This is a genomic window from Peptoniphilus sp. KCTC 25270 (genome assembly GCF_021012875.1).
Taxonomy (GTDB): domain Bacteria; phylum Bacillota; class Clostridia; order Tissierellales; family Peptoniphilaceae; genus JAJMZJ01.
In genome coordinates this window covers 147076-160597 of record NZ_JAJMZJ010000001.1, presented here as the reverse complement: position 1 = coordinate 160597, position 13522 = coordinate 147076, and the positions used below count along the sequence as shown (strand labels likewise).

The 13522-nt window shown below is 39.6% G+C and carries 8 protein-coding genes; all 8 read right to left on the bottom strand.

The features are described from left to right. Position 1 precedes the first annotated feature (1 nt). Positions 2 to 2080, bottom strand: a complete 2079-nt coding sequence (gene fusA / locus LQU94_RS00765) for an elongation factor G (protein ID WP_230634222.1) — start codon at positions 2078 to 2080, stop codon at positions 2 to 4. Positions 2081 to 2101: 21 nt separating this feature from the next. Beyond that, complete coding sequence (rpsG, locus tag LQU94_RS00760; protein WP_230634219.1) at positions 2102 to 2572, bottom strand: 30S ribosomal protein S7; 471 nt, start codon at positions 2570 to 2572, stop codon at positions 2102 to 2104. 103 nt (positions 2573 to 2675) lie between these two features. Then, complete coding sequence (rpsL, locus tag LQU94_RS00755) at positions 2676 to 3089, bottom strand: 30S ribosomal protein S12 (protein WP_230634216.1); 414 nt, start codon at positions 3087 to 3089, stop codon at positions 2676 to 2678. Positions 3090 to 3271: 182 nt separating this feature from the next. Then, positions 3272 to 3799 carry a biotin transporter BioY gene (locus tag LQU94_RS00750; RefSeq protein WP_230634212.1) on the bottom strand — a complete coding sequence of 176 codons (528 nt, stop codon included), beginning with the start codon at positions 3797 to 3799 and terminating at the stop codon, positions 3272 to 3274. A 49-nt stretch (positions 3800 to 3848) separates the two neighbouring features. Next, positions 3849 to 7397 carry a DNA-directed RNA polymerase subunit beta' gene (rpoC, locus tag LQU94_RS00745; protein WP_230634209.1) on the bottom strand — a complete coding sequence of 1183 codons (3549 nt, stop codon included), beginning with the start codon at positions 7395 to 7397 and terminating at the stop codon, positions 3849 to 3851. 20 nt (positions 7398 to 7417) lie between these two features. Then, positions 7418 to 11164, bottom strand: a complete 3747-nt coding sequence (locus LQU94_RS00740) for a DNA-directed RNA polymerase subunit beta (RefSeq protein WP_230634205.1) — start codon at positions 11162 to 11164, stop codon at positions 7418 to 7420. Between the two features lie 281 nt (positions 11165 to 11445). After that, positions 11446 to 12834: a VanW family protein gene (locus LQU94_RS00735; protein ID WP_230634200.1), complete on the bottom strand. Its 1389-nt coding sequence runs from the start codon at positions 12832 to 12834 to the stop codon at positions 11446 to 11448. Continuing rightward, complete coding sequence (nth, locus tag LQU94_RS00730) at positions 12834 to 13484, bottom strand: endonuclease III (RefSeq protein ID WP_230634197.1); 651 nt, start codon at positions 13482 to 13484, stop codon at positions 12834 to 12836. The genes LQU94_RS00735 and nth overlap by 1 nt, the downstream gene beginning before the upstream one ends. Positions 13485 to 13522 lie beyond the last annotated feature (38 nt).

The window sequence follows — 13522 nt, the reverse complement described above, 5'->3', positions numbered from 1 at the left end:
CTTATTTGTCTTTCTTATCTCCAAGAACATCCTCTTGAACGCTCTTTGGTACTTGTTCATAGTGGTCGAATTGCATTGAGTATTGAGCACGACCTTGTGTATTAGAACGTAAGCTTGTTGCGTATCCAAACATTTCTGCCAATGGTACATAACATGTTACGATTTGAGCCCCTGCTACCAATTCCATACCTTCCATACGACCACGTCTGGAGTTAATATCTCCGATAACGTCTCCCATGTATTCTTCTGGAGTGGTTATTTCAACTTTCATAATTGGTTCAAGTAGTACAGGGTTCGCTTTTGCCAATGCATCTCTTAATGCCATAGATCCTGCGATCTTAAATGCCATTTCTGAAGAGTCGACATCATGGAAAGATCCATCATATAGAGATACTTTTACGTCTAGTACTTCGTATCCACCTAAGATACCGTTGTTCATGGCTTCTTCAATACCTTGTTGTGTTGGGTTGATAAATTCTTTTGGAATCGCTCCCCCTACGATATTGTTTTCAAATACAAATCCTGTACCTGGTTCCAATGGCTCAACTTTAATCTTAGCATGTCCGTATTGTCCACGACCACCAGATTGACGTACGTATTTTCCTTCCCCTTCTGCAGCGGCTAGGATACCTTCACGGTAAGATACTTGTGGGTTACCAATGTTTGCTTCTACTTTAAATTCACGTAGCATTCTATCTACGATAATATCCAAGTGAAGCTCACCCATACCGGAAATAATGGTTTGCCCAGTTTCTTCGTCTGTATGGGTTTTAAAGGTTGGATCTTCTTCTGCTAATTTTTGAAGAGCTACTGTCATTTTATCTTGGCTGGCTTTTGTTTTTGGTTCGATTGCTACAGAGATTACTGGTTCTGGGAAATCCATTGTTTCTAAGATGATGGTTTCTTTTTCATCACACAATGTGTCCCCTGTTGATGTATCTTTTAGACCTACTGCTGCAGCGATTTCTCCTGCATGGACTTCTTCCACTTCTTCACGTTTGTTGGCGTGCATCATTAGGATACGGCCGATTCTTTCACGTTTTCCTTTTGATGAGTTGTATACGTAGCTACCGGCTTTAATAGATCCAGAGTAAACTCTGAAGTATGCCAACTTACCTACATATGGATCGGTTACGATCTTAAATGCCAAAGCGGAGAATGGCTCGTCATCAGATGCGTGACGTTCTGCTTCTTCTTCTGTGTTTGGCAACACACCTTTAATCGCTGGGATATCTGTTGGTGCTGGTAAATAATCGATTACCGCATCTAGTAACAATTGTACCCCTTTGTTTTTATAAGAAGATCCACAAGTTACAGGAGTAATTTGTACATCTAATGTTGCTTTACGAATCGCACGTTTCAAATCTTCTTCTGCGATTTCTTCGCCTTCTAGATAAGCCATCATTAATTCTTCGTCGAATTCTGATACTTTTTCTACAAGATTTTCGCGCATTTCATTTGCTTTTTCTTCGTACTCAGCTGGTACGTCTGTAATATCAATTTCAGTACCTAAGTCGTCTTTATAGATTTCGGCTTTCATTGTTACTAAGTCGATCATACCAATAAAGTCGTCTTCTGCTCCCATTGGGATTTGAATTGGCACTGGATTGCCGTGTAATTTTTCGTCAATTGTTTTTACGGAACGATAGAAATCGGCACCAGTAACGTCCATTTTGTTAATATGAGCGATACGTGGTACATGGTAACGATCCGCTTGTCTCCATACAGTTTCTGATTGTGGTTCTACCCCACTTTTCGCATCGAACAACGCTACGGAACCGTCAAGTACACGTAGTGAACGTTCTACTTCTACTGTAAAGTCAACGTGACCTGGAGTATCGATAACGTTTAAGCGATAACCTTTCCAGTGAGCTGTAGTAGCCGCAGAGGTAATTGTAATCCCTCTTTCTTGCTCTTGCTCCATCCAGTCCATTTGCGCTCCACCATCATGAGTTTCCCCGATTTTGTGGATACGTCCCGTATAATATAGGATACGCTCAGTTGTTGTGGTTTTACCCGCATCAATGTGAGCCATGATTCCGATATTACGAATTTTATTCAAGGGCACTTCTCTTGTCACAAATTTTCCCCTTTCTTACTCTTACCATCTATAGTGAGCAAATGCTTTGTTGGCTTCTGCTGCACGATGCATTTCATCTTTACGTTTTACGCTTGAGCCTAAACCGTTAGACGCATCCATAATTTCTTTGTATAAGCGTTCTTCCATAGTTTTTTCACCACGGTCTCTCGCATATTTTACTAACCAACGTAAACCTAATGTTTGACGTCTTTCTGGACGTACTTCCATTGGTACTTGGTAAGTTGCCCCACCGATACGGCGAGCTTTTACTTCCAATACTGGCATTACATTGTTCAACGCTTTGTAGAATACTTCTAAAGCGTCTTCACCAGTGTTTTCTTTTACTGATTCAAAGGCTCCGTATACAATTCTTTGAGCCGTTCCTTTTTTACCGTCCAACATTACGTTGTTAATTAATTTTGTAACCACAACGTCATTGTACATTGGATCTGGCATTACTTCCCTCTTTGGGATATGTCCTTTTCTTGGCATTCTCTTCCCTCCTTAACCATAGGTTTGTAGTAGAATCAACGGTACTCGACGTAATTACGCCGATCGCCAAGAGCATCTATATGAAAAATAATCTGCTCTTCTATTAATTCTTTGGTTTTTTCGCTCCGTATTTAGAACGTCCTTGTTTTCTTCCGTCAACGCCTGCTGTATCAAGTGTACCACGTACGATATGGTAACGTACCCCTGGTAAGTCCTTAACACGACCGCCACGAATTAAAACAACACTATGTTCTTGCAGATTGTGGCCGATTCCTGGGATGTAAGCCATTACTTCATATCCATTGGAAAGACGAACACGGGCAACTTTACGTAAAGCTGAGTTTGGTTTCTTAGGTGTTACTGTACGTACAGCTACACATACGCCTCTTTTTTGTGGAGAATTAACGACAGTTTCTTCTTTCTTCAAAGAGTCATAGTTGAAATCCAAAGCTGGTGATTTCGACTTAGTTTCGACCTTTTTTCTACCTCTTTTAACAAGTTGGTTGATAGTTGGCACTAAGTGCACCTCCTTCTTTTTATAATAGATTTATAACGTCTGTAAATTTTATCTCCCCATGAAAAACTACCCATGTCGGGTAGTCTTTAGGGTTTCCAAAATTTACACTCATGTATTTTATCATTGGAACTACAGAAAGTCAAGTTTTCTTGCGAAAAACAACGGGTTTTCTTCCCCTTTTCCTATTGTTTTTTTCTTTCCGCTTCTTTTATTTTTTTCAAGATGACGGCCCCAAAAATACATTTCGCTGCATCAAGAGGCAAGAAGGCAAAAAACATCCCTATGGTTTCTTTTATTCCCATCTGATTTAGATAGGATAAGTACAGACTCCCTGTTGCATTTATGGCTACAGCGCCTCCTAGCAATAATACAAGATAAATTTTCCAAAATCGATTTTCTACTTTTTCTAAAGGCCAGCCTATGGTAAGGGGCGTTAAAAAATATCCCAATAGATAGCCACCTGTAGGCCCAATCAATAAAGCAAGCCCACCGCGTCCTCCTGACAATACGGGAAATCCTAAGGCCGCCGATACAAAAAACAGAACCATAAGGATTCCACCTTTTTCCCCGCCCAAATAGCCTACGGCTATAAAAATCATAAGATTTTGTAAAACAATAGGGACTCCTGCTGGGGTGGGAATAGAAACAAAGGCTGACAATATAATAAGGGAAAATAAAAGAGCTATGGTTGTAATAGATTTTGTTTTCATTTACTCCTCCTTGAAAGAAAAGCCCTACACAATGTGTAAGGCTTTTTTATTACATCATTTCTTCCATTTGATCCAATAATTCAATATTTTCTTGTGCTAGTGGTTTTTCTTCTTTCATGTGAACGTCTGCGTTCTCACGAACTCCTGTACCAGCAGGAATCAATTGTCCAATAATAATATTTTCTTTTAATCCTTTTAGGTAATCTTGTTTTCCTTTAATTGCTGCATCTGTCAAGACTCTAGTCGTTTCTTGGAAAGATGCGGCGGATAGGAAAGAATCCGTTGCCAAAGAGGCTTTTGTAATACCCAATAGAGTGGCTTCCCCAGTTGCAGGACGCAATCCATTGGCTACAGCTTCTTCATTTGCTTTTTCGAATTCGTTTTTGTTTACCATACTTCCTGGAAGTAAATCGGTATCTCCGCACTCGTTAATTTTGATTTTACCCATCATTTGTTTAACGATTACTTCAATGTGTTTGTCGTTGATTTCTACCCCTTGTAGGCGGTATACCCTTTGTACTTCTTTTACAATGTATTCTTGTACGCCAAGTACGCCTTTTACACGAAGCAAATCTTGTGGATAAACAGAACCTTGGGTTAACTCTTCTCCCTTTTCTACATAGTCACCATTTTTCACACGGATTCTCGCTCCGTATACGATGTTATAGGATTCTGAATTTCCATCGTCGCCAGTAATAACAACTTCACGTTTTTTCGCTGTTTCTTTGATTTCAACGGTACCGTCAATTTCTGCAATAACAGCCAAACCTTTTGGTTTTCTTACCTCAAACAACTCTTCAACACGTGGAAGACCTTGTGTAATGTCGGCTGCAGCGGCTACCCCACCAGTATGGAATGTACGCATTGTCAACTGCGTTCCTGGTTCCCCGATGGATTGAGCTGCGATAACTCCTACGGCTTCCCCGATTCCTACATTGTTTCCTGTAGCAAGGTTTTGTCCGTAACAAGCAGCACATACACCGTGTTCGCTTTTACAGTTCATTACACTGCGGATTTTTACATTTTCAATTCCAGCGGCAACAATTTTTTCCGCTCGGTCCATGGTAATCAATTGATTTTTCGATACCAAAACTTCGCCTGTTTCTGGATGAAGAATGTCTTCAAAAGCAGTACGACCTTCAATACGATCGCCTAATTCTTCGATTACTTCACGACCATCTTTGAAAGCTTTGGCTACAACATAGCCGTCTGTTCCGCAATCGTCTTCTGTAATAATAACTTGTTGAGATACATCTACCAAACGACGAGTCAAATAACCTGAGTCGGCTGTACGAATCGCTGTATCGGCCAAACCTTTACGAGAACCATGTGTAGACATGAAGAATTCCAATACGGTCAAACCTTCACGGAAGTTTGAAGTAATTGGTACCTCGATGGTACGTCCAGATGGGGATGCCATCAATCCACGCATACCAGCCAATTGTCGGATTTGGTTCTTACTACCACGGGCTCCTGAGTCCGCCATAATATAAATATTATTTAGAGAACCGAATCCTTCCATTACTTCGTTGGTTAATTCGTCTGTTGCATCATTCCATACGTCGATTACGCGTTCGTAACGTTCTTCGTCACTAATCAAACCACGACGGAATGCTTTTTCGTATTTTTCTACTTCTTCATCGGCACGTTCTAGAATTTCTGGTTTGTTTTCTGGAACTTGTACGTCTCCCATGGAAATGGAAATCGCACCGATTGTAGAGTAGTGATATCCTAAAGATTTAATTTCATCCAAGAATTTTGCCGTAGCAATGTTGTCGTGGATTTTGTAGGTTTTGTCGATGATTTTTCCAAGTAACTTTTTATCTACTACTCTGTCGATTTCCAAAGCGTATGGATCTTTTTCACGATCTACAAAACCTAAATCTTGAGGAATGCATTTATTAATAATAAAACGCCCTACGGAAGATTCAATAATCTTACCGCGTTTGTCATTTTCGTCTAAGTGTACTCTTACACGCACTTTGGAATGTAAGTGTAAGAAACCCGATTGCAATGCATGCATCATTTCATCATAGTTGATAAATGTCATACCATCCCCTTTCATTGGTTCTTCACGATCCAATGTTAGGTAGTAACATCCTAAAACCATATCCTGAGATGGGGTTGTAATTGGACGACCATCTTTTAGGGCCAAGATATTGTTAGTGGATAACATCAAAAGTCTTGCTTCGGCTTGAGCTTCGGCTGAAAGTGGCAAATGGACCGCCATTTGGTCACCGTCAAAGTCGGCATTATAAGCTGTACAGGACAGTGGATGCAATTTAATGGCTTTTCCTTCTACTAAAATTGGTTCGAAGGCTTGAATTCCCAATCTATGAAGGGTTGGGGCACGGTTTAGAAGTACAGGATGATCCTTGATTACTTCTTCCAAAACATCCCAAACTTCAGGACGTACACGCTCTACCATTCTCTTGGCAGATTTAATATTGTGGGCCATTCCTCCTGCTACCAATTCTTTCATTACGAAAGGCTTGAATAATTCAAGGGCCATATTTTTTGGCAAACCACATTGGTAGAATTTCAATTCTGGGCCTACTACGATTACAGAACGTCCGGAATAGTCAACACGCTTTCCTAATAAGTTTTGACGGAAACGACCTTGTTTCCCTTTTAGCATTTCAGAAAGACTCTTTAATGGACGGTTTCCTGGTCCTGTTACAGGACGACCACGACGACCGTTGTCAATCAAGGCGTCTACTGATTCTTGTAACATACGCTTTTCGTTTCTTACAATAATCTCTGGTGCTCCAATATCCAATAATTTTCTTAAACGATTGTTACGGTTAATTACACGACGGTACAAATCGTTTAAGTCAGAAGTGGCAAAACGTCCCCCGTCCAATTGAACCATTGGGCGGATATCTGGTGGAATAACTGGAATGCAATCCAAAATCATCCATTCTGCTTTGTTTCCCGATTTACGTAAGGCTTCGATTACTTCCAAGCGGCGAGTAATTCTTACACGTTTTTGCCCTGTTGAGCCTTTCAATTGATCTCTTAAATCTTTTCCTTCGGCTTCTAAGTCGATGGACATTAAGATTTCACGAATGGCTTCCGCTCCCATTTTGGCTTCAAATTTATCGCCGTATTCTTTTTTATTTTCTCTATATTCTGTTTCTGTTAATAGTTGTTTTTCGTATAGTGGGGTTTCCCCTGGTTCTACATGAGTTACAATGTAGGACGCGAAATACAATACTTTTTCTAGGGCTCTTGGAGACATATCCAATACCAATCCCATTCGAGATGGAATCCCTTTGAAGTACCAAATGTGAGATACAGGAGCTGCCAATTCAATATGCCCCATACGTTCACGGCGCACTTTGGCCTTGGTAACTTCTACTCCACATTTTTCACAAACGACCCCTTTGTAACGTACTCGTTTGTATTTTCCGCAATTACACTCCCAATCTTTGGTTGGCCCAAAAATCTTTTCACAGAAAAGACCTTCTTTTTCTGGCTTCAAAGTTCGGTAGTTAATGGTTTCTGGCTTTTTTACTTCCCCATAAGACCACTCACGGATTTTTTCTGGAGATGCTAAACCTATTTTTATAGAATGGAAAATTTCTTGTTCGTTCAAGAACATCCTCTCCTTTCTGATTACTCAGAGTCTGATTCATCGTCATCTAAACCCATAGAAATCATATCACTATCTTCGTCTTCTATCTCTTCATCTACAAATCCATCTAATGCGGTTTCCCCGGTAATACGACGGATTCCTACTGTTGTGCTTGACTCCGTTCCTTCAATCAATTCTGTAACGTCTTCTCCATCGATTTTTCCATCCATGTTGTCTAAGTGATTCAATTCGTCTTCATCTTTATTCAAATCTACTGGATTTTCGTCACGATCCAAAACTTCAATTTCTAAAGCCAAAGCTTCCAATTCTTTGATCAATACTTTGAAGGATTCTGGAATTCCTGGTTGAGGGATGTTTTCTCCTTTTACGATGGCTTCGTATGTTTTTACACGACCTACAATGTCGTCTGATTTTACGGTTAACATTTCTTGTAAAGTATGGCTTGCCCCATAAGCTTCTAGGGCCCAAACTTCCATCTCTCCAAATCTTTGTCCCCCGAATTGAGCTTTTCCGCCCAATGGTTGTTGTGTTACCAAAGAATATGGACCGGTTGAACGAGCATGGATTTTTTCGTCTACCAAATGGTGAAGTTTTAGCATATACATATACCCTACGGTTACTGGGTTGTTAAATTCTTCCCCTGTACGACCGTCGCGCAATTGTACTTTTCCATCTGCTGCATAGCCTGCTTTTTGTAATGTTTCAATAATATCTTCTTCGTTTGCCCCGTCAAATACTGGCGTTGCAATGTGCCATCCCAATTTTTTCGCCGCAAGTCCTAAATGCACTTCCAATACCTGTCCTAAGTTCATTCGAGAAGGTACCCCTAGTGGATTTAGTACGATTTGAATAGGGCGTCCATCTGGCATATATGGCATATCTTCTTTTGGAAGAATTCGTGAGATAACCCCTTTATTACCGTGGCGACCACACATCTTATCTCCCACTTGAATTTTTCTCTTTGTTGCAATAAATACACGAACCATTTCGTTAACCCCTGGTTGTAACTCATCCCCATGGGCACGGTTAAAGGTTTTTACATCAACAACAATTCCCGCTTCCCCATGTGGCAAGCGTAGAGATGTATCACGAACTTCTCGTGCTTTTTCTCCGAAAATTGCACGCAATAGACGTTCTTCGGCAGAAAGTTCGGTTTCTCCCTTTGGCGTTACTTTCCCAACAAGAATATCTCCTGGTGTTACTTCTGCCCCAATGCGAATGATTCCGCGTTCGTCTAAGTCTTTTAACATATCTTCAGACACATTTGGAATATCTCTTGTAATCTCTTCTGGGCCAAGTTTTGTATCTCTTGCTTCTGATTCGTATTCTTCAATATGAAGAGAAGTTAAAACATCATCGATTACCAATTCTTCATTTAGAAGCATGGCATCCTCGTAGTTGTAACCTTCCCAGTTCATAAAGGCAATCAAAATATTTTTACCAAGAGCCATTTCTCCCATATCTGTAGAAGGTCCATCGGCAATTACCTCGCCTTTTTCCACTTCTTGTCCTTGTTTTACAATTGGACGTTGATTAATGGTTGTGCCTTGGTTGGCTCCTTTGAATTTATGCAATTTATAATGAATGTCATCGCTTCCATCTTTTGGAGTAAGGATAATTGAATCAGAAGATACTTTGCGAATGGTTCCATCTACTGTAGCTACAGCTACAACCCCTGAATCCTTCGCTGCTTTGTATTCAATACCCGTTGCAATAACTGGCGCTTCTGCTTTTAACAATGGCACCGCTTGACGCTGCATGTTAGAACCCATTAAGGCACGGTTGGCGTCATCATTTTCCAAGAAAGGAATCATCGATGTACCTACGGCTACAATTTGTTTTGGCGATACATCCATGTAAGAAATGTCTTCCCTGTGGAAAATATCCACGACCCCTTGACGACCACGGGCAACTACTCTGTCGTTTACAAAGTATCCGTTTTCGTCCAATGGTTCGTTGGATTGGGCAATGATATTGTCATATTCAATATCGGCTGTCATATATTCAATTTCGCCTGTTACTTTTCCTTCTCCTTTTACTACTTTTCGGTAAGGAGCTTCAATAAATCCATAGTCATTGATTCGAGCAAATGTTGTTAAAGAAGTGATCAAACCAATGTTTGGACCTTCTGGCGTTTCAATTGGACACATTCTACCATAGTGAGAATTGTGAACGTCACGAACTTCCATTCCGGCACGATCACGGCTCAAACCACCAGGTCCAAGAGCAGACAGACGACGTTTGTGAGTCAATTCTGACAATGGGTTATTTTGATCCATAAACTGTGACAACTGAGAAGAACCAAAGAATTCTTTTACAGCCGCCGTTACAGGACGAATGTTGATCAATGATTGAGGAGTGGAAGTATCCGGATCTTGCACAGCCATTCTTTCTCGGATTACTCTTTCCATACGAGTAAAACCGATACGGAATTGATTTTGCAACAATTCCCCTACCGAACGGATTCTACGATTTCCTAAATGGTCGATATCATCGATTTTTCCTACTCCAGCAAATAAGTTAAATTCATAGCTTACCGCCGCTAGAATATCGTCGACCAAAATATGTTTTGGGCTCAATTCTTTGTAGCGATTTCTTAATTGATCTTCTAACTCTTCCCCTTCATACTCTTCTAATAATTCGTTAAGTAGTGGGTAATATACTTTTTCTTTGTATCCTAAAGCCTCAAAATCAATGTCTAAGTCCAACTCTTTTGGATCCACAAAATGGTTTCCGATTACTACCACGCGTTTTGTTTCTTCCATTTCTTTTGAAGATGGAATAATAATTTCTACACGATTGATTCCTGCAGATTCGATTTCAATCGCTTTTTCAAGGTCAATACGCTCATTGGCATGGGCTAATACTTCCCCTGTTTCCCCATCGATTACATCTTCTGCCATGATTTGGTTTTGGATTCTTTCTCTAAGGGCCAATTTTTTATTGAATTTATAACGTCCAACTTTTGCCATATCGTAACGACGTGGATCAAAGAACATATTCTCAAATAAAGATTGAGCCGATTCAATAGTTGGAGGTTCCCCTGGGCGAAGTTTTTTATAAATTTCAATTAATGCTTCTGTTTTATTGTAGGTTTGATCTTTTTCAAATACTTTTAGAAGCTCTTCACTTTCTCCTAATAGTTTTGTAATTTCTAGGTTGGATTCCACTCCAATTGCACGCAATAAGATGGAAACAGGAATCTTACGTGTACGATCAATACGCACATTAACTACACCTTGGGCATCGGTTTCAAATTCTAACCAAGCTCCACGGTTTGGAATTAATGTTGCAGAATAAAGATTCTTTCCCGTTTTGTCTGTTTCTTCTTTATAATATGCGCCGGGAGAACGTACCAACTGACTTACAACAACACGTTCCGCACCATTGATAATGAACGTTCCTGTTGGAGTCATAAGAGGCAAATCTCCCATAAATACCTCTTGTTCTTTTACTTCACCGGTTTCTACATTAATTAATCTTACTTTTACTTTTAATGGCGCAGAATAGTTTGTGTCTCTTTGTTTTGCATTTTCAATATCGTATTTTAATTCGTCAGATACATAATAATCTACAAATTCCAAAATAAGATTTCCAGAAAAATCCTCGATTGGAGATACGTCTTGGAACACCTCTTTTAATCCTTCATCAATCAGCCACTGAAATGATGATGTTTGTACTTCTAATAGATTTGGTAATTCTAATACGTCTTCAATTCGAGAAAAAGACATTCTCTCGCGCTTCCCATATTTCACAGGATGTACCATCTAGCAACTTCACCCCTTATCAAACTTACTACTTAGAATAGAAAAAATGTATAGTGCAAACGGGTCGTTTTTATTTTTGGATATTCGGCTCCTCCACGTTCACATATACATTTTCGATTCCTTCTTTTCTTCGCTCACAGCCACTATTTATGTCTAAAACAGTGACTTTATTTTATTATTATGCAATTTATAATTTTAACATTGAATACCTTATTTTTCAAGAGTTTTTTCTATATTTTTTAAGAAATTATAAAAAGAGAGATTTTTCATCTCTCTTTTTATCAATCGTCATTATCATTGTTGCCATTGCCAGAGTCACTGGATGGAGCAGAACGTGTTCCTACTACTATAATTTTATCTTTTGGCACATAATAGGATTTGTTCAATACATTTCGTTCCACTTCTTCCCCATCTACTTTTTTCACTCTCCAAGTTTGGTAGCTATATCCATAAGCTCCACTTTTCTCCGTTTTTTGCGTTCCTTCATACATGGAGCTACTATATCTTGTTTTTACTTTTGGAGCAATCGATCCAAGAGACTCTGGAATAATTTCAACTTCATAAGGCTTATCTGCCTTCGTTCCATAAACGGTAAATTCCAAATCCGATCCATTGGCCTTTCCAATAATGTAAATCGGATTCTTAAACGAATTTTTGAATTTCAAATCCTTATATCCATCTACAACTGCTGCATCCATCCCTTTTTTCACATAGCCAATAGGTCGAGAATGATTGTATCTTTCTACAATTTCTACATCGGAATAAATTAAAGCATTGTATAAAGTCGTTGAAACTTGGCAAATTCCTCCACCAATTCCACGATCAAATTCCCCATCTACAATTACACCAGACTCTTTGAAACCTTTGTCTGCATCGATACCGCCGATGGTTTCTAGGAAAGAAACCTCTTCCCCTGGCTCTAACATCATTTCATTAAAGTAACTTGTCCCTAAGGCAATATTGTCTTTTCTATTTTTTTCAGAAGAAGAATAGTTGGTTTCTCCTTTTCCCAAAACTCCATCAATAAAACTTAAATCCTCTTTTGTAATTTCCGGTTCCAAAGAATATACAGGAAGATCCACAACTTCTTCCGTTCCTTCTAGACTAGTTATTAACTCTTCTGCCTCATCTAAATCCAAATAGGAACCGAGTTTGTGATTGGTAACGGTTACGTTTCCTTCTTCGTCCTCTTCAAGAGTCGCATTTTCACTTTTTACATGGATTTTTTCTGCCAATTCTGCCACAGCAGCGTCCAAGTCCTCTTTCTCATAACTAGAAGTCAAGCCCAAATCTCGTTTGCTAAAAAGCAATACCGCCGCTTCCACTGCATTGGATAAAGGATCCCTTGTTCGGCCAATTTCCATGGCTTCTTTTACCGCTTCCTTGGGATGGGTTTTGAAACCCAAATCCCCATAGGTATAATCGTAAGAAGTTACAGGAGTTTTCAAACGAATGTGGTCTTTTCGTTTTTCGGAAGTGAATTTTTCCAAATGTTCTTCCGCTTGGGCCTTCGTTAAACCAGAGAGATCCGCTTCTCCCATATGTACTCCTCGCAAAATTTTATTGGATCTCACTTCTACAAATCCATAAATCAAAAGCCCCAATAAAACAGCCAGAACCCCACAGGCAATCCCTATAACAATTTTTCTATTTTCTCTCATCCATTCCATTATTTCTTTTCCTTTGTGTAGTATTTGCATTCCATGCTAAGATTGCATTCTTCGCAAAGTGGTTTTCTAGACTTACATACTCTTCGACCTAAAAAAATCAACAAATGATGCCCCTTGCTCCAAAATTCTTTTGGCCAAATTTTTTCCAGCTGAGCTTCTGTTTTCTCAACGGTGTCTGCATTGGCTAACCCCAAACGGTTTGAAGTTCGAAAAACATGGGTGTCTACAGCAATGGCCGGTACCCCAAAAGCACAACTTGCTACAACATTGGCCGTTTTCTTTCCCACGCCTGGAAGCTTCACCAATTCTTCAATAGTTTCAGGGACAACCCCATTGTATTCTTCTAACAAAATTCTTGTTGCCGATAAAATATTTTTCGCCTTATTTCGATAAAACCCACAAGTGTAGATTTCTTTTTCCAATTCTTCTTGAGATAAATTGGCAATATCTTCCGGATTGGGATATTTCTTAAACAATACCTCCGTCACCTGATTGACCCGAACATCGGTACACTGAGCCGATAAAATCGTCGCAATCAATAGTTCATAAGGATTGGTAAAATTCAATTCTGCTTTTGCATCTGGAAACATTTCTTCCAAAATAAAATAAATTTCCTCTGCCCGTTTTTTGGTCATTCTCGCCAAAGCCATCACTCACTTTCTCTTCATAACCTATAACGTAACTAGTA